Annotated in this window: 23 protein-coding genes; 12 read left to right on the forward strand and 11 right to left on the reverse strand. The window is 75.2% G+C overall.

Translation table 11 applies throughout. From position 1 onward, the window contains the following. Positions 1-92 precede the first annotated feature (92 nt). The 5 genes from ACWFNE_RS09810 to ACWFNE_RS09830 all read right to left on the reverse strand — a co-directional run bounded on the left by ACWFNE_RS09810 (position 93) and on the right by ACWFNE_RS09830 (position 6,042). Positions 93-2,201, reverse strand: a complete 2,109-nt coding sequence (locus ACWFNE_RS09810) for an FAD-binding protein (protein ID WP_452122233.1) — start codon at positions 2,199-2,201, stop codon at positions 93-95. A gap of 35 nt (positions 2,202-2,236) precedes the next feature. Beyond that, positions 2,237-3,031 (reverse strand): 3-ketoacyl-ACP reductase, encoded by a 795-nt coding sequence (locus tag ACWFNE_RS09815; protein WP_452122234.1) that lies wholly within the window; start codon positions 3,029-3,031, stop codon positions 2,237-2,239. Between the two features lie 138 nt (positions 3,032-3,169). Continuing rightward, positions 3,170-4,027, reverse strand: coding sequence for a sugar phosphate isomerase/epimerase family protein (locus ACWFNE_RS09820; RefSeq protein WP_452122235.1), 858 nt, complete (start codon positions 4,025-4,027; stop codon positions 3,170-3,172). Positions 4,028-4,108: 81 nt separating this feature from the next. Continuing rightward, positions 4,109-5,218: a Gfo/Idh/MocA family protein gene (locus ACWFNE_RS09825; protein WP_452122236.1), complete on the reverse strand. Its 1,110-nt coding sequence runs from the start codon at positions 5,216-5,218 to the stop codon at positions 4,109-4,111. Beyond that, positions 5,215-6,042 carry a sugar phosphate isomerase/epimerase family protein gene (locus tag ACWFNE_RS09830; RefSeq protein ID WP_452122237.1) on the reverse strand — a complete coding sequence of 276 codons (828 nt, stop codon included), beginning with the start codon at positions 6,040-6,042 and terminating at the stop codon, positions 5,215-5,217. Before ACWFNE_RS09830 ends, ACWFNE_RS09825 begins: the two co-directional genes overlap by 4 nt. Before the next feature lie 238 nt (positions 6,043-6,280). Here ACWFNE_RS09830 and ACWFNE_RS09835 point away from each other — a divergent pair, with 238 nt between their 5' ends. The 4 genes from ACWFNE_RS09835 (at position 6,281) to ACWFNE_RS09850 (ending at position 12,609) form a co-directional block, all read left to right on the forward strand. Then, positions 6,281-7,453, forward strand: coding sequence for a Gfo/Idh/MocA family protein (locus ACWFNE_RS09835; protein ID WP_452122238.1), 1,173 nt, complete (start codon positions 6,281-6,283; stop codon positions 7,451-7,453). Between the two features lie 63 nt (positions 7,454-7,516). Then, a complete protein-coding gene (gene recQ, locus ACWFNE_RS09840; RefSeq protein ID WP_452122239.1) occupies positions 7,517-9,610 on the forward strand; it encodes a DNA helicase RecQ in 2,094 nt (697 codons plus the stop codon). Positions 9,611-9,614: 4 nt separating this feature from the next. After that, complete coding sequence (locus tag ACWFNE_RS09845; RefSeq protein WP_452122240.1) at positions 9,615-10,574, forward strand: AEC family transporter; 960 nt, start codon at positions 9,615-9,617, stop codon at positions 10,572-10,574. Positions 10,575-10,848: 274 nt separating this feature from the next. After that, positions 10,849-12,609, forward strand: coding sequence for a glycoside hydrolase family 64 protein (locus tag ACWFNE_RS09850; RefSeq protein WP_452122241.1), 1,761 nt, complete (start codon positions 10,849-10,851; stop codon positions 12,607-12,609). 15 nt (positions 12,610-12,624) lie between these two features. On the opposite strand, the gene ACWFNE_RS09855 is transcribed toward ACWFNE_RS09850, so the two are convergent. Both ACWFNE_RS09855 and mgrA read right to left on the reverse strand, forming a co-directional pair. Next, positions 12,625-13,512, reverse strand: a complete 888-nt coding sequence (locus ACWFNE_RS09855; protein WP_452122242.1) for an alpha/beta fold hydrolase — start codon at positions 13,510-13,512, stop codon at positions 12,625-12,627. Then, the gene (gene mgrA / locus ACWFNE_RS09860) at positions 13,509-14,552 is read right to left on the reverse strand and encodes an L-glyceraldehyde 3-phosphate reductase (protein WP_452122243.1); all 1,044 of its coding nucleotides are present in this window, start codon (positions 14,550-14,552) and stop codon (positions 13,509-13,511) included. The genes ACWFNE_RS09855 and mgrA overlap by 4 nt, the downstream gene beginning before the upstream one ends. Before the next feature lie 143 nt (positions 14,553-14,695). Between mgrA and ACWFNE_RS09865 the strand changes: the two genes are divergently transcribed. After that, the gene (locus ACWFNE_RS09865; protein WP_452122244.1) at positions 14,696-15,730 is read left to right on the forward strand and encodes an endo alpha-1,4 polygalactosaminidase; all 1,035 of its coding nucleotides are present in this window, start codon (positions 14,696-14,698) and stop codon (positions 15,728-15,730) included. A 31-nt stretch (positions 15,731-15,761) separates the two neighbouring features. Continuing rightward, a complete protein-coding gene (locus ACWFNE_RS09870; protein ID WP_452122245.1) occupies positions 15,762-16,226 on the forward strand; it encodes a tRNA (cytidine(34)-2'-O)-methyltransferase in 465 nt (154 codons plus the stop codon). Positions 16,227-16,439: 213 nt separating this feature from the next. On the opposite strand, the gene ACWFNE_RS09875 is transcribed toward ACWFNE_RS09870, so the two are convergent. Next, a complete protein-coding gene (locus ACWFNE_RS09875) occupies positions 16,440-17,105 on the reverse strand; it encodes a TetR/AcrR family transcriptional regulator (RefSeq protein ID WP_452122246.1) in 666 nt (221 codons plus the stop codon). Beyond that, positions 17,102-17,806, reverse strand: a complete 705-nt coding sequence (locus ACWFNE_RS09880; protein ID WP_452122247.1) for a sugar O-acetyltransferase — start codon at positions 17,804-17,806, stop codon at positions 17,102-17,104. The genes ACWFNE_RS09875 and ACWFNE_RS09880 overlap by 4 nt, the downstream gene beginning before the upstream one ends. 83 nt (positions 17,807-17,889) lie before the next feature. Here ACWFNE_RS09880 and ACWFNE_RS09885 point away from each other — a divergent pair, with 83 nt between their 5' ends. Continuing rightward, the gene (locus ACWFNE_RS09885; RefSeq protein ID WP_452122248.1) at positions 17,890-18,270 is read left to right on the forward strand and encodes a VOC family protein; all 381 of its coding nucleotides are present in this window, start codon (positions 17,890-17,892) and stop codon (positions 18,268-18,270) included. A gap of 9 nt (positions 18,271-18,279) precedes the next feature. Here ACWFNE_RS09885 and ACWFNE_RS09890 read toward each other — a convergent pair whose 3' ends face one another. Then, positions 18,280-19,377 (reverse strand): DNA glycosylase AlkZ-like family protein, encoded by a 1,098-nt coding sequence (locus tag ACWFNE_RS09890; RefSeq protein WP_452122249.1) that lies wholly within the window; start codon positions 19,375-19,377, stop codon positions 18,280-18,282. A gap of 20 nt (positions 19,378-19,397) precedes the next feature. Next, positions 19,398-20,048 carry a VOC family protein gene (locus tag ACWFNE_RS09895; protein WP_452122250.1) on the reverse strand — a complete coding sequence of 217 codons (651 nt, stop codon included), beginning with the start codon at positions 20,046-20,048 and terminating at the stop codon, positions 19,398-19,400. Between the two features lie 134 nt (positions 20,049-20,182). Between ACWFNE_RS09895 and ACWFNE_RS09900 the strand changes: the two genes are divergently transcribed. The 5 genes from ACWFNE_RS09900 to ACWFNE_RS09920 all read left to right on the forward strand — a co-directional run bounded on the left by ACWFNE_RS09900 (position 20,183) and on the right by ACWFNE_RS09920 (position 24,536). Beyond that, a complete protein-coding gene (locus ACWFNE_RS09900) occupies positions 20,183-20,923 on the forward strand; it encodes an ankyrin repeat domain-containing protein (RefSeq protein WP_452122251.1) in 741 nt (246 codons plus the stop codon). 64 nt (positions 20,924-20,987) lie between these two features. Then, entirely contained in the window at positions 20,988-21,800 is an 813-nt protein-coding gene (locus ACWFNE_RS09905; RefSeq protein WP_452122252.1) for a hypothetical protein, read from the forward strand. A 221-nt stretch (positions 21,801-22,021) separates the two neighbouring features. Further along, complete coding sequence (locus ACWFNE_RS09910; protein ID WP_452122253.1) at positions 22,022-23,866, forward strand: gamma-glutamyltransferase family protein; 1,845 nt, start codon at positions 22,022-22,024, stop codon at positions 23,864-23,866. A 59-nt stretch (positions 23,867-23,925) separates the two neighbouring features. After that, on the forward strand, positions 23,926-24,171 hold the full coding sequence (locus ACWFNE_RS09915) for an AbrB/MazE/SpoVT family DNA-binding domain-containing protein (protein ID WP_452122254.1): 246 nt from the start codon (positions 23,926-23,928) through the stop codon (positions 24,169-24,171). Continuing rightward, the gene (locus ACWFNE_RS09920) at positions 24,168-24,536 is read left to right on the forward strand and encodes a type II toxin-antitoxin system VapC family toxin (protein ID WP_452122255.1); all 369 of its coding nucleotides are present in this window, start codon (positions 24,168-24,170) and stop codon (positions 24,534-24,536) included. The genes ACWFNE_RS09915 and ACWFNE_RS09920 overlap by 4 nt, the downstream gene beginning before the upstream one ends. Positions 24,537-24,752: the final 216 nt, after the last annotated feature.

A 24,752-nucleotide genomic window follows, 5' to 3' on the forward strand; every position in this document is an offset into this window, starting at 1 on the left:
CAGCCTCGGCCAAAACGACTCTCGGCGCGATAGGCCCAACGAGGATCATCTCTTGCCATGCCCTCCGCAAGCCAGGCGTACCCGTCTTGCGGTCACACGACGTTCCGGTGCTCCCGGTACTCGCGCCACACGTTCTCGAAGAAGTCGTCGTCCTCCGGGATGGGCCGCACGGGCCGCCACGCGAACGTGACCTTGCCGGAGCCGTCGACCACCACGCCGTCCTCGGGCCGGACCGCCGCCGGGGCGGCCGCCGCCGGTGACGCGTCGGGCACCGCCGGGGACCAGGCGACCTCCTGCACCTCGCCGTCGAGCGCGCCGCCGTCGAGCGCGAACCGGAAGATCTCGGGGAGCTCGAGCTCGCGCGCGGCGTCGTCCCCGAAGCCGACCTGCGGCAGCGCGCCCTCGGGGTCGGTGTAGAGGACGGACCCGCGCGACCGGCCGCCGTGCTCGACGTAGTCGGCCATCGCCGCGAGGTACACCGACGCGGTCGTGAGGATGTCGCGGACCAGGAAGGTGCGGTTGACCGCGCGGCGCGACCCGCCGTCGGCGGCGACCGTCGCCTCGTAGTCGGCGAGCCAGGCGCGGACCTGGTCGAGGGCCTCGTGGATCGACTCGCGCGAGCGCACCGGCCCGGCCTTGGCGCTCATGAGCTCGCCGACCGCCGTGAGCAGGTCGCCGGTGTTGTCGGGCACGCCGGCCGCCGCACGGGCGGTCGCCCGCTCGACCAGCCCGTGGGCCGCCCCCAGCACCGGTCCGGCGACGGCGGCGAAGTCGTCGTCGCCCAGGGGCGCGGAGGTCCGCTGCACCGCGATCCACTGCGCCGCGCGCGTCGCCCCGACCTGCCCGCTGTTGAGGGCCGCTCCCCCGGGCCGGTAGACGCCGTGCGCCCCGCCCGCCTCGCCGACGGGGAAGAACCCGCGGACGTTCGACTGCCACCACGCGTCGACCACGAGGCCGCCGTTGTTGTGCTGCGCGCACACGTCGACCTCGAGCAGCTCGGTCGCGAGGTCCACGTACGGGTTCTTCTGCAGGTAGAAGTCGTAGGCGGGCCGGTTCATGCGCTGCAGCCGCTCGACGGGGGTGCCGAACAGGACGCCCGCGCGCTCGAGGTAGTCGTGGGCCTCGGGCGACAGGGCCGACGCGTCGAGCTCGTCGCGCACCGGGTTGCGGCGGAAGTCGAGGAACACACGCCGCCCGCGCAGCACGGTCTCCCGGTACACGAGGAGGTCGATGAGCGAGGACCCGTCGCGGGCCTTCCGCACGTCGAACGGCCACTGGTAGCCCTTGAGGAAGATCAGCGAGAGCTGGCGGCCGTAGTCGGGGACCGACTCGGACAGGAACTCGCGCTCGTCGTTCCCGTCCTGGTCCGTCGAGACGAAGCGCGGCAGGACCTGCATGTACGTGCCGGAGACGTTCCAGCGCGGGTGCGTCGACGCGAGCCCGAACTGCCACTCGGTGACGTTCTTGCCGTGCACGCCCGCGCGGTACGCCGCACCGGACGCCCCCCACTGACCGTGCGGGAACACGCGGGTCGCGTAGATGCCGGCCGGGCCGCCCGTCGCGTACACGAGGTTGGTGCAGCGGAACAGCAGGAACGGGCTCTGCTCGCCGTCGTGCGGGACGTCGGTGCGCAGCACGAGCAGCCCGGCGACCTCGCCGTCGCGCACCACGAGGTCGACGACGCGGCACTCGTCGTAGATGCGGGTGCCGTTGCGCGCGACCTTCTTCTCGAGCTGCTCGACCATGCTCCGCGACGTGTACGGCCCGACGGACGTGGCCCGGCGGCGCGGGTCGTGGTCGGTCTTGTAGCCGATGAACTCCCCGAACCGGTTCTGCGGGAACGGCACCCCGAGCTCGCACAGGCGCAGGAACGCCCGCGCGGAGAGCGCGGCCTCGGCGAGCGCGTTGTCGCCGTCCATCGCCCCGCCCGAGAACAGGGTCTGGGCCATCTCCCGGACCGAGTCGGGGTCGCCGCCGGAGAGCGTCATCTTGTAGTACGTCTGCTTGTCGGAGCCGGCGTTGCGCGACGCCCCGGCGCCGATCTTGTCGGCGACCATGACGACGTCGGTCTGCCCGAACTCCCAGAGCCGGTCCGCGGCGCAGAAGCCCGCGGACCCCGTGCCGACGACGACGGTGTTGGCGGTCACGACCGGCACCGCGCGCCCGTCGATCGTGAGCTCGTGCGGCTCGTGGCTGGTCATCGCGGGGTCCTCCGGCTGGGGTGGGAGCGGGGGCGTCAGAGCGTGGGGATGTGCAGGCCGCCGTCGACGTGGAAGACCTCGCCGGTCGAGTACGGGGTCTGCCCCGACACGAGCAGCGAGACGGCGCCGGCGACGTCGGCCGGGCGGCCCCAGCGGTTGACCGGCGCGAGCCCCTCGGCGATGAGCGCGTCGTACTTCCCGGCGACGCCCGCGGTCATGTCGGTCGCGACCACGCCGGGCCGGACCTCGTGGACGACGATCCCCTCGGGCGCGAGCCGCACGGCGAAGAGCTGGGTCGCCATCGCGACGCCGGCCTTGGAGACGCAGTACTCGCCGCGCGCGGTCGAGACGGTCGTCGCGGAGATCGACGAGACGTTGACAACGGTCGCGACGGGGCCCTCGGGCGGCTCCGGCAGGTGGTCCAGGTCGCCGCGCAGCCCGATCACCCGGTTCGCGAACGCCTGCGTGAGGAAGTAGGGCCCGCGCAGGTTGATCCCGAGCACCCGGTCGAAGCTCTCGGCGCCCGCCTCGAGGAGGTCCGCCCGCACGCTCGGCGCGACGCCCGCGTTGTTGACCAGCACGTCGAGCCGCCCCCACGCGTCCACGGCGTCGTCGAGGTAGCGCGCGTGGTCGTCGAGGTCGGCCACGGAGCCGCGCACGTACCGCACGCGGTCGCCGTCGCCGGCGAGGTCGCGCAGCTCCGTGAGCACGTCGGCCGGCTCCTCGCGCGTCGCGAGGATCGAGACGGCGAACCCGTCCTCGACGAGTCGGCGGCTGATGCCGAGGCCGATGCCCCGGTTGCCGCCGGTGACGAGTGCGACTGCCGGCATCGTTGCCATCCTCTTCGCGGGTCGGGCGCACCGCGGCGGTGCGGTGTCGCGCCGATCCTGGCATGCGACGCCGCGCCGTGGCAAGCGCTTTCCGAGCCGCCGCTCGCGGGCCGGGGTGCGCGCCCCTCGTGCCACCCGTCAGAACAGGTGCGCGTACCCCAGCGACACGAGGTGGTCCCGCGACATCGCGAGCGACTCGAACGGGTCCCGCCCGTAGGTGTCGTCCTGCTCGACGAACAGGTACTCCGCACCGCTCGCGAGCGCCTGGTCGACGATGGGCCGCCACTGCAGCGTCCCCTGGCCGACCTCGGCGAACTGCACGACGTCCCGGAACTCGCGCATGAAGCCGGCGACGTCGCCCGCCGCCAGGTGCTCCGCGGCGGCCGGCGGCAGGAGGCCGATCCGGTAGTCCTTCAGGTGCACGAGCCGCACCCGGCCCGCGTGCTGCGCGAGCGTCGCGACCGGGTCCTGCCCGCCGCGGTGCACCCAGTGCACGTCGATCTCCATGCCGAGCCGGGGGGCCGTGTCGGCGATGACGTCGAGCATGAGGCGTCCGTCGAGCTTCGCGAACTCGATGTGGTGGTTGTGGTAGTAGAGGTCGACGCCCTCCGCGGCGAGCTGCGCCGCGACCTCGTCCGCACGCCCGGCGAAGTCCGTGACCTGCCCCAGCGACCCCGCCGCCTCGAGCGGCAGCATCCCGATCCGGACCATCGTGGTGCCGAGCGTCCGGCAGTCCTCGACGATCTTGTCGAACGACGTCGTCAGCGACTCGGCGCCGGGCGTCTGCGGGGTGAGGCTCGCCGAGAGCGCGGCGATGCGCACGCCCAGCTCGTCCTGCGCGCGCCGCATCTCGGCGACGTTCTCGGGGGTCATCGCGACCTGGGAGATCTCGACGGCGCGGTAGCCGAGGTCACGCACGCGCCGCAGCGTCTCGTAGGTGCCGAGCTCGCTGAACGCGCTCTTGATGGTGCTGGCCTGGACGCCGATGGTCGCCATGGGGTGCTCCTCGCGAAGGGGTGGGACGGGACGGTGGTGGCACCCGGGGCCGGGTGCCGGCCGCGGAACGTGCGCGGGCGGTCAGAGCGTGATCGGCTCCCCCCTGCGGGCGGAGTCGTAGATCGCGCGGACGAGCTCGACGGCGTTGCGGCCCTCGAGCCCGTCGACGAGCGGCGGGCGGCCCTGCTCGACGGCGTCCACGAGGTCGAGGAGCTGGGCCCGGTGCGCCCGCCCCCACGTGTCGGCCGGCTCGGGGGTGTCGTCGGCGCGGAGCTCGGCGGCCACCGCCCGGGCGGACTCGTCGACCGCCCGCGTGGCCGCCCGGGTCCCCCCGGTCGCGACCTGGACGGCGTGCGCGTTCACCGCCTCGCCACCCCGTGCGACGCCGTCGACGGTCGAGAGCACGGCGAGCCGGTCGCCCTCGATCACGGCCCCGCCGCGGGTGCCGTGCACGGCCAGCCGGGCGGGGAACCCGGGGTAGGCGGCGGTCGACGCGACGACGGAGCCGACGGCGCCGTTCGCGAACGTGACGGTCGCGCACACGACGTCCTCGACCTCGATGCGCTCGTGCGCGGCGGTGCGCGCCTGGGCGTACACCGTCCGGACCGGCCCGCACGTCCAGCGCAGCAGGTCGAGCGTGTGCACGCCCTGGTTGATGAGCGCCCCGCCGCCGTCGAGCGCCCAGGTCCCGCGCCAGTCGCCCGAGTCGTAGTACTCCTGCGTGCGGTACCAGGGCACGCGCGCCTCGGCCAGCACCACCCGGCCCAGCTCGCCGGCGTCGACCGCGGCCTTGACCGCCCGGGACGCCGGGTCGAACCGGTGCTGGGAGATCACCGCGAGCGCCGTGCCCGAGGTCGCCTGGGCCGCGAGCAGCCGGTCGCACGCCTCGACCGAGACGTCCATCGGCTTCTCGACGACGACGTGCTTGCCGGCCAGCAGCGCCGGCACCCCCACCTCGGCGTGCCGGCCGCTCGGCGTGCAGACGGACACCGCGTCGATCGTCGGGTCGGCGAGGACGTCCTCGTAGGGCCTCGCCTCGAGCCCGAACTCGTCCGCGAGCGCGCGGGCCCGCTCCGGGAGCACGTCCGAGCAGGCGACGAGCTCGACGCGGTCCGCGAGCTCGAGCAGGGCACGGACGTGCGTGGGGGCGATGACCCCGCACCCGACGACGGCGAAGCGCAGCCGGCTCACCGGTACGGCACCCCCTCGGCGTCGAGGATCGCGGTGAAGGCCTTCGTCGCGCGGACGAAGTTCTCCGGGCCCGAGAACCCGCCGAGGTGGTGCGCGGAGGACAGGTGCGGCTCCATGGACACGAAGCCCTCGTACCCGTCGTCGGCCAGCGCGCGGACCGTGTCGCGCAGGCGGCCGTCGCCCTCGCCGGCCGGGACGACCTCGCCCGTCGCCAGGACCGCGTCCTTGATCTGGACGTAGTCGGTGTAGGGGCGCAGCAGCGCGTACGCCTCGGGGAACGGGACGACGCCGCACTGCACGTAGTTGGCGGCGTCCCACGCGAGGCGCAGCGCCGGGGAGCCGACGGCCGTCACCAGGTCGTGCACGCGCTCGGGCACGTCCCCGAAGATCTCCTTCTCGTTCTCGTGCAGCAGCACGACCCCGCCCGCAGCGGCCCGCTCGGCCATCGCGCCCATCCGCCGCACGACCTCGTCGCGGTGGTCCTCGGGGCGCTGGTCCGCGGTGAGGAAGAACGAGAACACCCGGATGTACGGGGCCCCGAGCGCCCGGGCGACCTCGACCGCGCGGTCCGTGCGGCGCAGGTGCGCGTCGAAGTCGTCGGTGACGTTGACCTTGCCGAGCGGCGAGCCGATCGAGGAGACGCCGATGCCGTGCGCGTCGAGGATCCCCTTGACCTCGGCGACCTGCGCGTCGGTCAGGTCCAGGACGTTGACGTCCCAGGCGCTGCGGAGCTCCACGAAGCGGATGCCCAGGCTGTCGAGGACCTGGCACTGCACCTCGGGGTCGGGGTCGATCTCGTCGGCGAAACCGGACAGGACCCACATGCGGACCTCCAGGGGGTGGACGGGACCGTACGCCGGCAGCCGGCGACGGAAGGGCTGCTCGCCACGCTAGGGACGGCGCCGCACGGGCGGCAACCGATTGCCGGGAGTTGCCGCGGTCGCTCCGGGTCCCGGGTGCGGGGCGCGGTCGACAACTGGCGGCAACCGCTTGCACCGCCGCCGCGGACGCTGCGTGGATGGGTGGGTACCCGACCCCGAGAACGCACGCGAAGGAGCAGACATGGCCGACACCACGGTCCGGCTCGGCATCATCGGCCTGGGCCAGCAGGGCGGCATGTACGCCCGGCTGATCCGCGAGGGCCGCGTCCCGCACATGACGCTCGGCGCGATCTGCGACACGGACCCCGCGAAGCGCGACGCCGCACGGGAGGCCTACCCGGGCGTCGCCGTGCACGACGACTACGCCGCGCTGCTGGCGTCCGGCGACGTCGGCGCCGTCGTCACGACCGTGCCGCACTACCTGCACCCGGAGATCGGGATCGCGGCACTCGACGCGGGCATCCACGCACTCGTCGAGAAGCCCGTCGGTGTCTACACCCGCCAGGCGAACGAGCTCGTCGACTTCGCGGCGACCCGGCCCGAGCTGACCTTCGGCATCATGTTCAACCAGCGCATGAACCCGCTCTACCAGCGCCTCAAGGAGATCGTCGAGGGCGGCGAGATCGGGAAGGTGCTCCGCAGCGGCTGGACGATCACGACGTGGTGGCGCCCGCAGGGCTACTACGACTCGAGCGCGTGGCGCGCGACGTGGGGCGGCGAGGGCGGCGGCGTGCTCGTCAACCAGGCGCCGCACCAGCTCGACCTGTGGCAGTGGATCTGCGGCGTCCCGCAGAAGGTCTACTCCAAGCTCGGCTACGGCGTGAACCGGGACATCGCCGTCGAGAACGAGGTCACCGCGCTCGTCGACTACGGCGACGGGGTGACCGGCACGTTCGTGACCTGCACGTACGACATCGCCGGTACCGACCGGTTCGAGATCCTCGGCGACCAGGGCAAGATCGTCGTCGAGGACAGCAAGCGCGCCGTGGTGACCCGCCTGCACAAGCCCGAGGCCGAGCTCAGCGCCGGCATGGACATGGCCGACGTCATGCGGCTGTTCACCGGCGAGGTCGACCTCGACACCCTGTACACGCAGGAGGTCATCGAGCTCGAGTCGCCGTTCGGTCAGCAGCACGCCGACGTGCTCGAGAACTTCGCGCGGAACGTCCTCGACGGCACGCCGCTCGTCGCGCCCGGGGCCGACGGGCTGCACGGGGTCCGGCTCGCGAACGCCATCCACCTGTCGAGCTGGCTCGACCAGGAGGTGCCCCTCGACTTCGACGAGGAGCAGTACCTGGGCCTGCTCAACGACCGGATCCGCGACGAGGGCCTGTTCCCGGTGCGCGACGCCTGACGGCTCGTGCGCGGCGGGGCCAGGCTGGGGACGCACGCCGCGGTGTCGCCCGCGGCTCGTAGGGTGGTCCCCGTGAACCCGGGCCCCGCCACGTACGACGACGTCCCGCCGTACGACCCGGCGTACGACGACGTCCCCCCGTTCGACCCGGAGTACGACGCCGGGCCGCCGGACGACGCCCACCTCGCCGCGACGCGCAGCCGGTCGGCGCCGGCCACGCGGCCGCAGGCCGGGGCGCGCAGCACGTCGGCGCCCCCGTCCGCGGGGTCCCGGGCAGCCGCGGCGCCGTCCGCGGAGCCCGGGACCGCCGCACCCCGCCCCGCGCGTCCCGCCGGCCCGGCGCCGACCCCGGCCGAGGTGCTGAGCACCGTCTTCGGGTACGACAGCTTCCGCGGCGACCAGGCCGAGATCATCGAGACCGTCGTCGGCGGCGGCGACGCGCTCGTGCTCATGCCCACGGGCGGCGGCAAGTCCCTGTGCTACCAGGTGCCGGCGCTCGTGCGCCCGGGCACCGGCGTCGTGATCTCCCCGCTCATCGCGCTCATGCAGGACCAGGTCGACGCGCTGGCCGCCGCCGGGGTCCGGGCCGACTTCCTCAACTCGACGCAGGACGTCGCGGCGCGGCGCCGGGTCGAGCGCGAGCTGCTCGACGGCGAGCTCGACCTGCTGTACCTGGCCCCCGAGCGCCTGCGCGTCCCGGACACGCTCGAGCTCCTCGGCCGCGCCGACCTCGCGCTGTTCGCGATCGACGAGGCGCACTGCGTGTCGCAGTGGGGCCACGACTTCCGCCCCGACTACCTCCAGCTCTCGGTCCTGCACGAGCGCTGGCCCGACGTCCCCCGGATCGCGCTCACCGCGACGGCGACGGAGACGACGCACGCCGAGATCGCCCAGCGCCTCCAGCTCACCGAGGCCCGGCACTTCGTCGCGAGCTTCGACCGCCCGAACATCCAGTACCGGATCGTCGCCAAGGACAACCCGCGGGCCCAGCTCCTCGACCTGCTGCGCACCGAGCACGCCGGCGACGCCGGGATCGTGTACTGCCTCTCGCGCGCGTCGGTCGAGCAGACCGCGCAGCACCTCGTCGACCACGGCATCCCGGCGCTGCCGTACCACGCAGGGCTCGACTCGCGGGTGCGCGCCGCCAACCAGGCGCGGTTCCTGCGCGAGGACGGCCTCGTCATGGTCGCGACGATCGCGTTCGGGATGGGCATCGACAAGCCGGACGTGCGGTTCGTCGCGCACCTCGACCTGCCCAAGTCCGTCGAGGGCTACTACCAGGAGACCGGGCGCGCGGGCCGTGACGGGCTGCCGTCGACCGCGTGGCTCGCGTACGGCCTGCAGGACGTGGTGCAGCAGCGGCGCATGATCGACACGTCCGAGGGCGACGCCGCGCACCGCCGCCGGCTCGGGGCGCACCTCGACGCGATGCTCGCGCTGTGCGAGACCGTCGAGTGCCGGCGCGTGCAGCTCCTCGCCTACTTCGGCCAGGAGAGCACCGCGTGCGGCAACTGCGACACGTGCCTGACGCCGCCCGAGTCGTGGGACGGCACGGTGCCCGCGCAGAAGCTGCTCTCGACGGTCGTCCGGCTCGAGCGCGAGCGCGGGCAGCGGTACGGCGCCGGGCACCTCGTCGACATCCTGCTCGGCAAGAGCACCCCGCGCGTGACGCAGCTCGGGCACGCGTCGCTCAGCACCTTCGGCCTCGGCACCGACCTCTCGGACACCGAGTGGCGCGGCGTCGTCCGCCAGCTCCTCGCCCAGGGGGTCCTCGGCGTCGACTCCGACGGGTACGGGACGCTGCGCCTCACGCCCGCGAGCGCCGAGGTGCTCACGGGCGCCCGGCCGGTGCGGCTCCGGCGCGAGGCGCCCAAGGCCGCGCGCGCCGCCCGGTCCTCCCGCCGCACCGCCTCGACCGCCGCCGCCGCACAGCTCGACCAGAGCGCCGCCGCGGTCTTCGAGAAGCTGCGTGCGTGGCGCGCCGCGACCGCCAAGGAGCAGGGCGTCCCCGCGTACGTCGTGTTCCACGACGCGACGCTCCGCGAGATCGCGACGAGCCCGCCCGCGGACCTCGACGCGCTCGGGACCGTGAGCGGGGTCGGCGTGACCAAGCGCGACAAGTACGGTCCGGGGCTGCTCGCGGCGCTGCACGGCTGACCGCATGGGCGCGATCGTCACGGCGCTCGGCACGATGGGCGCGATCGTCGCGCTCGGCTGGGTCCTCGGGCGCCGGGGCACGCTCGGCCCGGCCGCCCCGGCGGTGCTCGCGCGCGTCGTGTTCGCCGTCGCGACGCCGTGCCTGCTGCTCGTGACGGTCGCGCACGCCGACCTGCACCTGCTGCTCTCGCGGGCCGCGCTCGTCACGGCGCTGAGCACCACGACGGTCGTGCTGATCGCGGTCGCGGTGCTGCGCGGCCTGTGGCACCGGCCCGCCGCGGACGTCACGGTCGCGACCCTCGCGTCCTCCTACGTCAACGCCGGGAACCTCGGGCTGCCGCTCGCGGTGTACCTGCTGGGGGACGCGGTCGCGGTCGTGCCGTCGCTGCTGTACCAGCTGCTCGTGCTCGCGCCGGTCGCGTTCGCGGTGCTCGACGCCCGCGAGCCGCACGAGCCCGGCCCCGACCCGGTCGCCCGGGGCCCGCGTCGTGGCGCCGTCGCCCTGCGCGCCGTCCTGCTCCGGACCGTGCGCAACCCGATCATCGTGGGCGCGCTCACGGGTCTGCTCGTCGCGGCGCTGCCGTGGACCCCGCCTGAGGTGCTGCTCGGGCCGTTCGCGATCATCGGCGCCGCCGCCGCCCCGCTCGCGCTCCTCACGTTCGGGATGTCGCTCGCGGTCCCCCGCACGGTCGACTCCCGGCCGGTGCGGCGCGAGCTCGTGCTCGTGGTCCTGCTGCGCTCGCTCGTGCACCCGCTGCTCGCGGGCGGCATCGGCGCGGCGCTCGGGCTCCGGGGTACGGCGCTGCTGGCCGTGACCGCGATGGCGGCGCTGCCGACCGCGCAGAACGTGCTCGTGTACGCGATCCAGTACGGCCGGCAGCAGCCGCTCGCGCGCGACGCCGGGCTTCTCACCACGGTCCTCGCGGTGCCCGTCCTGCTCGTCGTCACGGCCCTGCTGGGCTGACCTGCACCCCCGGGCGCACCGGGCGTTCGTCACATTCGGGCGATCACCCGCGAAGCGCGGAAGCTCGCCGCCCCGGCCCGGTACGGTCGTGCCGTCCTGGATGACGGCTTCTCGGGTGCAGCTCCCCGGGGCCGTCCCGTGGGCCGTCGACCGGCCCGGGCACCAGCCGCGCGCACGATCGCGTCGCGCGCACGGCCCTCGCCGGGACCACGCACCACCGCAGGGGGAATCGATGCTCCGCGTCTCGCCACGCACCCGGAAGATCGTCGCGGGGGTGACCGCCGCCGCCGTCCTGGCGCTCGCGGGCCTCACCGGCCTCGCGGCGATGATGCCCGCGCGCGCGGCCTCGTCGGACCTGCCGTTCACCGTGACGAACACCTCGGGCCGCCCCGAGGAGACGTTCCTCTACGTGATGGCGCGCAGCCAGTCGACGGGTGCGCAGGGGTACGTCGACGGGTCCGGCGACTGGCACGCGTTCGACCTGCCGGCCTCGGTCGCGAACGGCACCGAGAACCCGACGGCGCCGGACGTGTCGATCCCGGGCCCGGCCGACGGGGGGAGCGTGCGGCTGTCGCTCCCCGCAAACCTCACGGGCGGCCGCATCTACGTCGCGTTCGGCGAGCACCTGACGTTCCAGCTCTCCCCCGGCGGCCTGGTCGAGCCCGCCGCCTGGAACAGCGACGACCCGAACCACGACGTGCTGTTCGACTGGGCGGAGTTCGCCCGCAACGGCACCGCGATCAACATCAACACGACGATGGTCGACATGTTCAGCGTGCCGATCTCGATCACGGTCAAGGCGCTGACCCCGCCGCCGCCCCCGCCGCCGGTCGACAACGCCGTCCCCGTGGACCCGAGCGCGCCCCCGCCGGACACCACGCCCGTCCCCGTCACGCGCACCGAGGGCACGCTCGTCGAGGACGGCCGGCGGAAGGTCTTCGACGCCGTCACCGCGCTCGGCGGCGACTGGGCGGAGCTCGTCGACGTGCGCGAGTCCGACGGGCTGCCGCTGCGCGTGCTCGCCCCGATCCACGGGATCGACAGCACCGCGCCGGTGTTCGACGGCGCGTTCTTCGACTCCTACGTCGACGGGGTCTTCGCGTACTACGCGACCCACACCCTCACGGTCGACACCGCGCTCGGCGTCTTCACCGGCAAGGTCGCGAACGGCGTCTTCACGTTCCGCGGCGAGGGCGGCCGGACGATCGGCACCGTCGGCCGTCCGACGACGCCGGAGATCTTCGGCTGCCACGGCGCGGTCCAGCCGGCCGGGCAGCCCGACCAGGACGCGATCCTCGCCGTCGGCGCCCGGATCTGCGCCGGCTTCCACCGCGGGACGCTCTCGACGCCGGACCGCCCCGGCTCGGACCGCCAGGCGACGTTCGACGCGAAGGCGTTCTACCAGCGCGAGTCGTCCGACCTGTACGCGAAGGTCATGCACGACCAGTCGACGAACGGGCGCGCGTACGGCTTCGCGTTCGACGACGTCGCCGAGTTCAACCCGAGCATCGACGAGCCGACCCCCACGTCGGTCACGATGACGCTGCAGCCGTTCGGCTCGTCGGTCGCGACCGGGCCCGTCGCGGGCGGGGAGCCGGCACCGCCGTCGGCGCCGAGCCCGGGCGGCGAGGCTCCGGTGGGCGCGATCCAGGCGGAGCACCGCACCGCGCAGCACGGCACGGCGGTCTCCCCGACGTCGGACTCGGGCGGCGGGAAGCACGTCGGGCACGCGGGTGACGGCGACTGGGTGCGCTTCGACGACGTGAACTTCGGGCGCAACGGGCTGAGCACGCTGCGAGCGCGCGTCGCGTCCGGCGCGGCGGCGTCGGTCGGCGGGGTGGTCGAGGTGCGGCTCGACAGCCGCACGAGCACCCCGGTCGGCGCGTTCGCGGTCGGCCGTACGGGCGGCTGGCAGTCGTGGCGGACCGTGCCGGCGGCGATCACGCCGACCACGGGCACGCACGACGTCTACCTGACGTTCGCGACCGGCTCGGGCCGGGAGTTCGTCGACGTCAACTGGCTCGTCTTCGGCTGAGACGGGGCCCGTCCGTCAGACCCGCCCGAGCGCACCCTCGACCGCGGCCAGGAACGCCTCGCGCCCCTCGCGCCGCACGCTGTGCCCGACACCGGGGACCGCGACGTGCGTGAGCCCCTCGCCGAGGGCCGTGCGTGCGCGCTCGACGTGGGTGGACCCCACGAGCGCCCCGCGGCCGACGTCGCCGGTCACGAGGGTCACGGGCACCCGCACCTCCGCGAGCGCCCCGACCCACTCCCGGCCGTCCCACACGTGCGGGACGTGCACGAGCCGCTGGTCGAGCTGCGCCTTCGAGCGGGCCCACGGGCCGTGCTCGTCGTCGGCGAAGTCCCCCTGCGTCGCGCGCGAGCGGGCCTCGAGCGTCTCGGCGTCGACGCCCGCGAAGGACAGCAGGAACGGTGCGAGGAACGGCGGCACCCCGTCGGGCGTCGCGACGCCACCGGTGTCCCAGGCCGGGTCCTCGAGCACGAGCCCCGCGATGAGGCCGGGCTCGGTGAGCGTGAGCTCGGTCGCCACGAGACCGCCCATCGAGTGGCCGACGACGAGCGCGGGACCGTCGGCGACGTGCCGCAGGACGGCGGCGGCGTCGGCCGCGAGCGACGCGATCGTGAACGGCCCCTCGCCGAGCGGGGTCCGGCCGTGCCCGCGCGCGTCGACCCCGACGACGAGCCGCTCGGCGGCGAGCAGGCGCGCGACCGGGTCCCAGGTCTCCGCCGAGTCGGTCACGCCGTGCAGCAGGAGCACGGGGGGCGCGTCGCCGGGCCGCCCCCACACGGTGTAGCCGACGGGCCGCCCGTCGACGCCGAGCGTGCGCTCGCTGCGGTGCACGGCGGCCCCGTCGACGTCGGACCCCGCGGCGACCTCGGTGCCCACGTCGCCGGCTCCACGCGCGTCGAGCGTCACCGCGCGGTCCCGTCGACGGCGTGCTGCTCGATCGCGGCGAGCTCGTCGCCGGTCAGCGCGGGTGCGTCGAGCGCGGCGACGTTGTTCTCGAGCTGCGCGACGCTCGACGCCCCGATGAGCGCCGAGGTGACCCGCTCGTCGCGCAGGACCCAGGCGAGCGCGAGCTGCGCGAGGCTCTGGCCGCGCGCCGCCGCGATCTCGTTCAGCGCCCGCGCCCGCGCCAGGTACGTCTCGCTGATCCGCTCGGGCTGGAGGAACCGGCTCTGCGCCGCACGCGAGTCGCCGGGGACCTCACCGGAGAGGTAGCGGTCGGTCAGCAGGCCCTGCGCGAGCGGGGAGAAGACGATCATGCCGATGCCGAGGTCGCCGACCGCGTCGAGCAGCGTCTCGTCCTGGCCGTCGCCGACCTGCTCGACGTGCCGGTTGAACATCGAGTAGCTCGGCTGGTGGAGGAGCAGCGGCGTCCCGAGCTCGGCGAGCACGCGCTGCGCGTCGCGGGTCTGCGCCGGGGAGTAGTTCGAGATGCCCGCGTACAGCGCCTTGCCGCTGGTCACGGCCGTGTGCAGCGCACCCATCGTCTCCTCGACCGGGACGCTCGGGTCGGGGCGGTGCGAGTAGAAGACGTCGACGTAGTCGACCCCGATGCGGCGCAGCGACTGGTCGAGCGACGCGAGCAGGTACTTGCGCGAGCCGCCGTCGCCGTACGGGCCGGGCCACATGTCGTAGCCCGCCTTCGAGGAGATCACGAGCTCGTCGCGGTAGGGCCGCAGGTCGCTGCCGAGGACGCGCCCGAAGTTCTCCTCGGCCGAGCCGTACGGCGGGCCGTAGTTGTTGGCGAGGTCGAAGTGCGTGATGCCGAGGTCGAACGCGCGGCGCAGGATCGCGCGCTGGGTGTCCCCCGACGTCGTCCCGCCGAAGTTGTGCCACAGGCCGAGCGACAGCGCCGGGAGCGCGAGCCCGCTGCGCCCCGCCCGGCGGTACGTCATCGCCTCGTAACGGTCCTCGGCGGCGGTGAAGGGGCGGTGGGGCTCGGTCGGCATCGGTGGCGTCCTCTCGCAGGGTCGGTCACGACCAGCCTAGGCGCCGTCCGGCGTCACCCGGATCGGGGCTTGACCCGGTCGGCCGAGATCACGATATGGTCACGGCTTCGTCGGGGGGCGGACGACGCCAGGAGACGCACAGCATGCCCACGACCCGCCGCCGGACCTTCACGATCGCCCTCGTCGCCCTCGCGGCGCTGTGCGCGGGGTGCAAGGCCGGACCCGTGGAGGCCCGCCCGGCGGCCCCCTCCCCGACCACCGTGGCGCCCGCGCCGGACGCGACCGCCGTCCCCTCCCCGGGTTCCACGGCCACGGCCACGCCCGCCCCGAGCGCGTCCGCGACACCCTCGGCGACCCCCGCGCCGTCGACCGCACCCACGTCCGCGAGCCCCACGAGCGCACCTCGGCCCACCCCCACGCCGTCGGCCCCGCCCGTCGCCCCGACCGGCCTCGGCGGGATCGTCGTCGACTACCAGCTCGGCGGCGCGTACGCCCTGCCCGCGGGGGTCGGGGGCGTCGTGCGCGACAGCACGTCGGAGCCCGCGCCCGGCGCGTACTCGATCTGCTACGTCAACGGCTTCCAGACCCAGCCCGACGAGCGCACCACGTGGCTGCGCGAGCACCCGGACCTCGTGCTGCGCGACGCCGCCGGCCGCGTCGTCGCCGACCCGGGCTGGCCCGACGAGGTGCTGCTCGACACGTCGACCGACGAGAAGCGGGCACGGCTCGCGGACGTGATCGGGGTGTCCCTGCAGCGGTGCGCCGACGCGGGCTTCGACGCCGTCGAGCTCGACAACCTCGACTCGTACACGCGGTCCGGCGGGCTGCTCACGGCCGACGACGCGCTCGCGGCCGCCACCCGGTACGTCGCGGCGGCGCACGGGCTCGGGCTCGCCGTCGGGCAGAAGAACGCCGCCGACCTGACCCGGCGCGGGCACGACGAGGTCGGCTTCGACTTCGCGGTCGCGGAGGAGTGCCACCGCTGGGACGAGTGCGGCGCCTACACCGACGTGTACGGCGACCAGGTCATCGACGTCGAGTACGCCGACGACCTGCGCGGCACGTTCGCCGAGGTGTGCGCCGACCCGCAGACGCCCTTCTCGACGGTCCTGCGCGACCACGACCTCACGACGCCCTCGTCGCGCGCGCACGTGTTCGAGGCCTGCCCGCGCGGCTGAGCACGGTGCGCCGGGGTGGGAGGATCGCCGGGTGCTGCACGTCGTCTTCTTCGAGCCCCGCATCCCCGGCAACACCGGCAGCACGATCCGGCTGGTCTCCGCGACCGGGGCGACGCTGCACCTCGTCGAGCCGCTCGGCTTCGACCTGAGCGAGCCCAGGCTGCGCCGGGCAGGCCTCGACTACCACGACCTGGCGCACGTCGTCGTGCACCCGGACCTCGACACGTGCCTCGACGCGCTGCCGGGCTCGCGGGTGTTCGCGTTCACGACGCAGGCGACGACCGGCTACACGGCGGTCGGGTACCGCGAGGACGACGTGCTGCTGTTCGGCCCCGAGCCCACCGGGCTGCCCGACGAGGTCCTGGTGCACCCCCGCGTGACCGACCGGCTGCGCATCCCGATGCTCGCGGGGCGCCGGTCGCTCAACCTCTCGACGTCCGCGGCGGTCGCGTCGTACGAGGCGTGGCGTCAGCTGGGGTTCGCCGGCGGCGTGTGACGTCTCCGTCGGTCAGCCCGCCGCCCCCGCGTCGAGAGGGTCGTCGCCGCCGGTGCGCGCAGCGGCAGCGCGAAGATCGCCGGGCCGCTCGGCAGGCGCGTGCAGGACCTCGTCCTGCCGCTCGTCTTCCGGCACGTCGTGACCGACCGGAGCACCGCCTGGATGTACGACCACCGCATCGACTGGGACGCCCGGGTCGCGTGAGCCCGCTCCCTACCGGGCCATCCTGCGCAGCGCGTGCCGGAGCTCGCCCGGAGTCATCGGGTCCGTCGAGAGGGCGCTGTGCAGCACGAGCCCCTCGACCAGCGCGTCGAGCTCGCGCGCGGTGACCGGGTCGAAGTGCCGCTCGAGCGCGCGCCGGCTGCGCAGCATCCACTCCTGGGTGACCGCGCGCAGCACCGGGCGTCGCGCGGCGACGACGTAGAGCTCGATCGAGAGCACGAGCCCGCGGCCGGGCGCGAGCAGGTCGTGCGCGAGGTGGTCCGCGAGCGCGTCGAGGGCCGCGCCCGCGTCCCGTGCGGTGCCGAGGCGCCGCTCGAGCGCCCCTGCGACGTCGTCCGCGTGCCGCCGGAACGCCGCCGCGAGGAGCTCGTCGATCGACGCGAAGTGGTACGTCGTCGAGCCGAGCGGGACGTCGGCGGCCTGCGCGACCGCGCGGTGCGTCGTGCCGGCGACCCCGTGCTCGGCGAGCACGTCGAGCGCCACGGCGACGAGCCGGTCGCGGCGGCCCGGGTCGTGCCGGCGCGCGCGGCGGGGCGGCGTGGGCTCGGGGGTCGGTGGCTCGGGGGCCGACGGATCGGGCGCCGAGGGCTCGGGGGCTGCGGCCTCGGGCGCCGAGGGCTCGGGGGCTGCGGCCTCGGGCGCCGAGGGCTCGCTCATGCAGCGCCGGAGGTGCCCGACGCGCGCGCTGTGCCCTCCGAGCCCGCCGTGCCGGCCGTTCCCGCAGCGCCCGCTGCGCCCCCAGCGCCCGCCGTGCCCGCAGCGGCGTCGTCCGCGATCGTGCGCACGACCCGCGCCGGGTTGCCGACCGCGACGACGTTCGCGGGCAGGTCGCGGGTCACGACCGAGCCGGCGCCGACCACGGTGTTCTCCCCGATGGTCACGCCGGGCAGGACGACGACGCCGCCGCCGAGCCAGACGTTGTCGCCGATCACGATGGGCTTCGCGGCCTCCCACTTGTCGCGCCGCGGTCCGGGCTCGACCGGGTGCGTGGGCGTGAGGAGCTGGACGTTCGGGCCGATCTGCACGTCGTCGCCGATCGTGATCGTCGCGACGTCCAGCGCGACGAGGCCGTAGTTGGCGAAGCAGCGGGCTCCGACGCGGATCTGCGAGCCGTAGTCGACGAGGAACGGCGGGCGGATCTCGGTGCCCTCGCCGACGGCCCCGAGCAGCTGCTCGAGGAGCGCCCGGCGCAGCGGACCCTGCCGCACGGTCGTGGCGTTGTACGCGGCCATGAGGTCGAGCGCGGCGGCGTTCGCCTCGGCGAGCTCGGGGTCGTCGGCGAGGTACAGGTCGCCGGCGAGCATGCGCTCGCGCATCGTGCGGGTGTCGTCCGGGCCCTGCGACGTCTCTGCGGTCATGCGGACGAGCGTACGCATCGTTGCGTACGCCTGTCCACAACGCGATGCGACGTCCGTGTCGGTGGTCGGCGCGACGATGAGCCATGGCCACGCACACGCACCGCATCCATAACTCGATCGACTACGTCGAGCTCCCGGCGACCGACCTCGCCGCGGCACGCGCGTTCTACGCTGCGGCGTTCGGCTGGCAGTTCACCGCGTACGGCGACGGGTACGCGGGCATCCGCACCGCGGCCGAGGACGGCTCCGACGAGGCCGGCGGGCTCACGCTCGCCGAGTCGGCGGCCGTCACCCGCGGCGGCCCGTTCGTCCTGCTGTACTCCGCGGACCTCGACGCGACCCTCGACGCGGTCACCCGCGCCGGCGGCACGGTCGTCGAAGGTCCCTACGCGTTCCCCGGCGGGCGGCGGTTCCACTTCCTCGACCCGTCCGGCAACGAGCTCGGCGCCTGGTCGGAGTCGTAGGCGCGACGCTCAGTCCGGCAGCACGAGGTCGAGCTCGAGCCACTCCGCCAGGCCCTCGACCTCGCGGGCGACCGCCGCCGACATCGCCGCGGTGAACGGGACGTCCCGGTGCAGCGCGTTCACGCGCAGCACACCGGCGCGCGGGTCCGCTGTCGCGTCGAGCTTGCCGACCAGCCGGTCCCCGACCAGCACCGGGAGCGCCCAGTACCCCCAGCGCCGGCGCGCCGCGGGCTTGTACATCTCGAGCTGGTAGTCGAACGCGAACAGGTCCGTCATGCGCCGGCGGTCGAGCAGGAGGCGGTCGAGCGGCGACAGCAGCGCTGCCCGCCCCGTGAACGGCTGCCCGAGCGCGGCGGGGTCGACACGCCACGTCCCGCGCACCCCCTCGACGACGGCAGGCTCCCCCGCGTCGCCCACGTCGTCCGGCTCGTCGGGCCGCGCGGTGGCCCGCGCCCGTGCGATCCCGAGCGCCCCCAGGCGACGGTCGTCGCGCACGCGACGGGCCTGCGCCGACGGGATCGCCTCGACATCCGGGTACACCCGCGGAGCGAGGTCCCACAGCTTCTCGCGCCCGGCCGTCCCGGCGACCGCGACCTCGCCGCGCGCGACGAGCACGTCCAGCAGCATCCGCACGTTCCGGTGGTCGTTCCACCCGCTCGACCGCCACGGCCGCACGCACGAGTCCGGCAGGGCGCTCGCGGGCAGCGGGCCGTCGCCGCGCAGCCGCTCGAGCACGTCCTGGTGGCACGCCGCGTTCGCCCGCAGCCACGCGTGCACCTCCTCGCGCCAGGCCGGTACGTCACCGGCGCCGGGCCACGCGTCCATGTCGGCGCGGAACAGCGCGACGTCCTCCGCGGGTCGCAGGAAGCCGCGCAGCTCGACGACGCGCTGCTGGTCGACGAGGTCTCGCAGCTCCTGCGGCGCGTAGCGGGCGCCGAGCCGGCTCCACAGCACGAGGTCCGCGCTCGGCGCGACATGGTTCGTCGGGTCGGGCTGCAGGACGGTCAGGTGCCGGAGCACGTCGAGGACGCCGGTCGGCCGGTCCGCGGCCAGGAGCTGCGCGCGGACGGCGATGCGTCGGGCGTCGGCCCGGCTGATCTCGTGCACGAGCCCTCTCCCGGGCCGGCCTACGGGATCCAGACCGCGAGGTCGACCTCGTTGCCCTCGGGGTCGGCGAGCGTCCACCACGCCGGCGCGTGGGCATCGCTCACGACCGCGCCACCGGCGGCCACCGCGGCCTCGATGCGGGCCTCGACCTGGTCGACCGGCAGGTACACGTCGACGTGCAGCCGGTTGCGCTGCGGCCGCGGGGCGTCCATGGGCTGGAACCACACCGACGGCCCGCGGCGCAGCGGGTCGACGAGGTCCTCGTCGCCGAGCTCGTCGTAGCCGAGCACCGCGCGCCAGAAGGGCCGCACCTGCGCGGTGCCGAGCGCGTCGACCGCGAACTGCACGTGCTGCACGGCGGACGGGTCGGCGTGCGCGTCGAGGGCGCGCGCCGCGGCGGAGATCGTCCGGGCGAGGTCGAGATCCCGGGTGCGGAACCCCTCGGGCCCGTCGCCGCGCAGCCGGACGGTCACGCCCTCGGGCCGCAGGTCGACGTCCGGGTGGCGGTGCGCGGTCGTCGCCGCGCCGCTGATCGCCTGGACGAGCGCGGCCGCGACGGAGAACGACGGCGTCCGGAAGTGCGCGCACGCCCACGCCCCGCCCCACACGACCCGCCAGTCGGCGAGCCCGTGCGCCTCCGCCACCTGCCGAGGGCTGATCCGTTCGGTCATGTGCCCACGCTAGCGATCTGCGTCCCCAGGCCGGCGATCCGCGCGTGCGCGACGGGTTCGCGCGTGACCTGAGCCGCCCCTGGACACACCGCCGGGCCGGGTGCACCGTGGAGGTCTCGGCGAAGGAGCCACCCGTGGACGCAACCCTGACGTTGGCCGCCGACGACCCGCTCGTGCGGGAGGCCGCCGACGCGATCCGCACCGGTGACGTCGAGCGCCTGCATGGCCTGCTCGACGCGAACCCGGGCCTCGCCGCCGCCCGGATCACGCGCGACGACGCCCAGCCGGACGCGACCGTCGAGGACCTGCCGACGTGCACGCTGCTGCACGTCGCGACCGACCACCCCGGGCACCTCCTGGCCGTCGGGCGCACCATCGAGGTGCTCGTCGCCGCCGGCGCCGACCCCGACGCGCCGTTCACCGGGCCCCACGCGGAGACCCCGCTGCACTGGGCCGCGAGCTGCGACGACGTCGAGGCCGTCGAGGCGCTCGTCCGGGCCGGTGCGGACCTCGAGGCGCCCGGCTCCGTGATCGGCGACGGCTCGGGCACGCCGCTCGCCGACGCCGTCGCGTTCGGGCAGTGGCGCGCCGCGGAGCACCTGTTCCACGCGGGTGCGACCACGAACCTCTGGCAGGCGGCGGGCCTCGGGATCGTCGAGCGGGTCGAGGCGCTGCTCGACGCCGAACCCGCCCCCGACGCCGACGACCTGACGACGGCGCTGTGGTGCGCCGCGCACGGCGGCCGGCGCGAGTGCGTCGACCTCCTGCTCGCTCGAGGGGCGGACCCGGGCTGGATCGGCTTCGATGGCCTCACTGCCGCCGGCGCCGCGCGCCGGGCCGGTCACGGCGAGCTCGCCGACGCGCTCACCCCCTGAGCCGGCGTCGCCGACCGGACGGCAGCGGACGCACGCCCAGGTTCGACCGCCGAAGGAGAGCCCGATGAGCACGCCCCACGAGACCGAGCCCACGCACCACCGCCACGCCGACCCCGAGCGACCGGTCTCGACCGACGTCCCCGCCGGGGCGACGAGCCACGGCGAGCACCTCGACCCCCGCACCGCCGACGACCGCACCGCGGTGCTCGACCCGACGGACCGCGACCACCCGGACCACCGCCCGTCCGTGGCCGACCCCGCCGACGTGCCCGAGCCGGAGCCGGTCACCGTCTCCGCCCGCGACCTCGGAGTCGACCGGCAGAGCGTCGTGGCCCGCGAGAAGGAGGAGTTCGGCGGGATCAAGATCGGCTCGGCGTTCTTCGGCTGGCTCACCGCGACGGGGACCGCGGTGCTGCTGACGGCGCTCGTCGCGGGCGCCGGGACGGCCGTGGGCGTCGCGACGAACACCGACGTGGGCGAGGCCGCGGACCAGGCGGCCAGCGAGATCGGCACGGTCGGCGCCGCGGGGAGCATCGCCCTGCTGGTGGTCCTGTTCCTCGCGTACTACTGCGGCGGGTACGTCGCGGGCCGCATGGCGCGGTTCAACGGCGCCAAGCAGGGCCTCGCGGTCTGGCTGTGGGCGGTCGTCATCGCGATCGTCGTCGCGATCCTCACGGCCATCGCCGGTGAGCAGTTCAACGTGCTCGCGCGCCTCGACAGCTTCCCGCGCATCCCGCTCAACGAGGGCGACCTCACGACGGGCGGCATCGTCGTGATCCTGCTCGTGGCCGTGGCGAGCCTCGCCGGCGCCGTGGTCGGCGGGCTCGCCGGGATGCGGTTCCACCGCCGCGTCGACCGCGCGGGGCTGGGCCGCTGACCGTCCCGCGGCAGCACGCCCGGGCCGGCCGGAGCACGCGCACCGTGTGCCCGGCCGGCCCCGTCGCGTCGACGGGCTGACAACGCCCTGGGGGCACCCCGGTCCGCACACCGTCCGCTCGCGCCGACCTGAGCGGCCCTGCCACGCACCTGCGGCGCGCGGACGCCGCCGCCGGGCACGAGGGCCCAGCCGACCGGCGCTCCCGGACCCCGTCGGGCACGATGCTGGGCATGGCCACTGGCACGTTCACCACCCGCCCGGAGCTGCTCGGCACGCACGGCATGGTCGCCTCGACGCACTGGCTCGCGAGCGCGGTCGGGATGTCGGTCCTCGAGGCGGGCGGCAACGCGTTCGACGCCGCTGCCGCCGCGGGCTTCACGCTCGGCGTGGTCGAGCCGCACCTCAACGGCCCCGGCGGCGACGCGCCGCTGATGGGCCACCGCGCGGCGGACGGCCACACGTTCGTGATCTGCGGCCAGGGCACCGCGCCGGCGGCCGCGACCCTCGACCACTACGCGGGCCTCGGGCTCGACCTCGTGCCAGGCACCGGGCACCTCGCGGCCGTCGTCCCGGGGGCGTTCGGGGCGTGGCTGGACCTGCTCGCGCGGTACGGCACCCTGCCGCTCGCGGACGTCCTGGGTCCGGCGATCGGGTACGCGCGCCACGGCTACCCGCTGATCCCGCAGGCCGTCGCGACGATCACGAGCGTCGCCGGGATGTTCGCGGAGCACTGGCCGACGTCGGCCGCGGTGTACCTGCCGCACGGCGCGCCGCCCGAGGCCGGGGCCCGGTTCACGAACCCTGAGCTCGCCGACACGTTCGAGCGCCTGCTCGCGGAGGCGGCCGCCGCGGGCCCGGACCGCGAGGCGCAGATCGAGGCCGCCCGGCGGGCGTTCTACGAGGGCTTCGTCGCGGAGCGCATCGACGCCTACGTGCGGGGCACGGCGGTCATGGACTCCTCGGGCAGCGCGCACACGGGCGTGCTGAGCGGCGACGACCTCGCGGGGTGGCGCGCGACCGAGGAGCCGAGCGTCGCGGTGCCGTTCGGCGGCTACGAGGTGCACAAGACCGGCGCGTGGGGGCAGGGGCCGGTTCTCCTGCAGCAGCTCACGGTGCTCGACGCGCTCGGCGTCGGCGAGCTCGGCGAGGGCCCCGAGCTCGTGCACGCGGTGACCGAGGTCGCCAAGCTCGCGTTCGCCGACCGCGAGGCCTGGTACGGCGACGCGCCCGGCGCCGACGTGCCGCTCGCGGCGCTGCTCTCGCGCGGGTACGCCGAGCAGCGGGCGGCGCTCGTCGGGCGGGACGCGTCGGACGGGCTGCACCCGGGGTCGCCCGACGGCCGGGCGCCGCGCCTGCCCGCGTTCCTGTCGGCGGGGCCGGGCGCCGCGGCCACCGGGTCCCGCGCGTCGTCGGCCGGCACCCTCGGCACCGGGCCCGTCCCGGGCATCGGCGAGCCGACCGTGCGCCCCGACGGCCTCACGCGCGGCGACACGTGCCACGTCGACGTCGTCGACCGCTGGGGCAACCTCGTCTCCGCGACACCGAGCGGCGGCTGGTTGCAGAGCTCCCCGGTGGTCCCCGGCCTCGGCTTCGCGCTGCCGACGCGCGCGCAGATGTTCTGGCTCGAGTCGGGGCTGCCGAGCTCGCTGGTGCCGGGCCGCCGACCGCGGACCACCCTCAGTCCGGGCCTCGTGCTGCGCGACGGCGCCCCGTACCTCGCGTTCGGCACGCCGGGCGGCGACCAGCAGGACCAGTGGCCGGTGCCGTTCCTGATCCGCCACCTGCTGCACGGGCGCAACCTGCAGGAGGCCGTCGACGCGCCCGCGTGGCACTCGACGCACGTCCCGTCGTCGTTCTACCCGCGCGAGCAGGTGCCCCGCGGGCTCGTCGCCGAGTCGCGCCTGGGTGCGGGCACGCTCGCGGACCTCGCACGTCGCGGGCACGCGGTGCAGGACGCCGGACCGTGGTCGCTCGGGCGGCTCAGCGCGACGGGTGTGCGCGCCGACGGGATGCTCCGCGCGGCGGCGAACCCGCGCGGGATGCAGGGGTACGCGGTCGGGCGGTGAGGCGGGGTCGCGCGACGACCCGGCTCCCACCGGGAAGTGCGCAGTGGTACGGTGCATGGATGAGTGGGACATACGCCGTCACGATGGGAGACCGCGGGCGGCTCGTGGTTCCCGCCGAGGTCCGCGCCCACGCAGGCCTCGACGCCGGGGTTCCCCTGATCCTGCTCGAGACCCCGGGCGGACTGGTCGTCATGACGCGAGCGCAGGCTCGCGACCACCTGCGCGGTCAGCTCGCCGGAGCGGACCTCGTCGGAGGCCTGCTCGCCGAGCGTCGCGCCGCCGCCGGGCAGGAGGACCTCGCATGACGACGGTCCTCGACGCCTCGGCGATCCTCGCGTACCTCGGCGGAGAGCCCGGGGCCGACATCACCGAGCAGGCGCTCGCCGACGGCGCGGCGTGCTCGACGGTGAACTGGTCCGAGGTCGCGCAGAAGGTCCGGGCCGCCGGCGGGGACTGGCCTGTTGCCACCGCCCTCCTCTCCAGCTACGGGCTCGCCGTCCACGACGGGACGACAGCCGACGCCGAACGCGCTGCCACCCGGTGGGCGCGGGGGTCCGGACTGTCGCTCGGCGACCGGTTCTGCCTGGCACTGGGCGACCGCCTGGACGCCACCGTGCTGACAGCGGACCAGGCCTGGTCAGCCGAGCAGCGCGTCCGCCTCATCCGCTGATCCCCCCGATCTCCTGCGCGGTCAGGCGCCCCGCGAGGAGTCGCCGCTGACGCCGTCGACGACCAACGGCACGGGCCACCGCTGGCCGAAGCAACCGCAGCCGGCGGGCGCGCTCGCGTCGCCCGGCCTCGCGCTCGCGTGTTGCCCGGCCTCGCGCCCGCGTGCTGCCCGGCCTCGCGCCCGCGTGCTGCCCGGCCTCGCGCCCGCGTGCTGCCC

The organism is Cellulomonas sp. NPDC055163 (assembly GCF_053607065.1).

What these genes read in the sequence shown, in the direction of transcription:
- ACWFNE_RS09875 (WP_452122246.1), bottom strand. Translation starts at nt 17,105, where the DNA reads ATGAGCGAGCCCTCGGCGCCCGAGGCCGCAGCCCCCGAGCCCTCGGCG.
- ACWFNE_RS09920 (WP_452122255.1), top strand. Translation starts at nt 24,168, where the DNA reads ATGACGACGGTCCTCGACGCCTCGGCGATCCTCGCGTACCTCGGCGGA.
- ACWFNE_RS09820 (WP_452122235.1), bottom strand. Translation starts at nt 4,027, where the DNA reads ATGGCGACCATCGGCGTCCAGGCCAGCACCATCAAGAGCGCGTTCAGC.
- ACWFNE_RS09880 (WP_452122247.1), bottom strand. Translation starts at nt 17,806, where the DNA reads ATGACCGCAGAGACGTCGCAGGGCCCGGACGACACCCGCACGATGCGC.
- ACWFNE_RS09905 (WP_452122252.1), top strand. Translation starts at nt 20,988, where the DNA reads ATGAGCACGCCCCACGAGACCGAGCCCACGCACCACCGCCACGCCGAC.
- ACWFNE_RS09885 (WP_452122248.1), top strand. Translation starts at nt 17,890, where the DNA reads ATGGCCACGCACACGCACCGCATCCATAACTCGATCGACTACGTCGAG.
- ACWFNE_RS09910 (WP_452122253.1), top strand. Translation starts at nt 22,022, where the DNA reads ATGCTGGGCATGGCCACTGGCACGTTCACCACCCGCCCGGAGCTGCTC.
- ACWFNE_RS09830 (WP_452122237.1), bottom strand. Translation starts at nt 6,042, where the DNA reads ATGTGGGTCCTGTCCGGTTTCGCCGACGAGATCGACCCCGACCCCGAG.
- ACWFNE_RS09815 (WP_452122234.1), bottom strand. Translation starts at nt 3,031, where the DNA reads ATGCCGGCAGTCGCACTCGTCACCGGCGGCAACCGGGGCATCGGCCTC.
- ACWFNE_RS09835 (WP_452122238.1), top strand. Translation starts at nt 6,281, where the DNA reads ATGGCCGACACCACGGTCCGGCTCGGCATCATCGGCCTGGGCCAGCAG.
- ACWFNE_RS09895 (WP_452122250.1), bottom strand. Translation starts at nt 20,048, where the DNA reads ATGACCGAACGGATCAGCCCTCGGCAGGTGGCGGAGGCGCACGGGCTC.
- mgrA (WP_452122243.1), bottom strand. Translation starts at nt 14,552, where the DNA reads ATGCCGACCGAGCCCCACCGCCCCTTCACCGCCGCCGAGGACCGTTAC.
- ACWFNE_RS09810 (WP_452122233.1), bottom strand. Translation starts at nt 2,201, where the DNA reads ATGACCAGCCACGAGCCGCACGAGCTCACGATCGACGGGCGCGCGGTG.
- ACWFNE_RS09915 (WP_452122254.1), top strand. Translation starts at nt 23,926, where the DNA reads ATGAGTGGGACATACGCCGTCACGATGGGAGACCGCGGGCGGCTCGTG.
- ACWFNE_RS09845 (WP_452122240.1), top strand. Translation starts at nt 9,615, where the DNA reads ATGGGCGCGATCGTCACGGCGCTCGGCACGATGGGCGCGATCGTCGCG.
- ACWFNE_RS09865 (WP_452122244.1), top strand. Translation starts at nt 14,696, where the DNA reads ATGCCCACGACCCGCCGCCGGACCTTCACGATCGCCCTCGTCGCCCTC.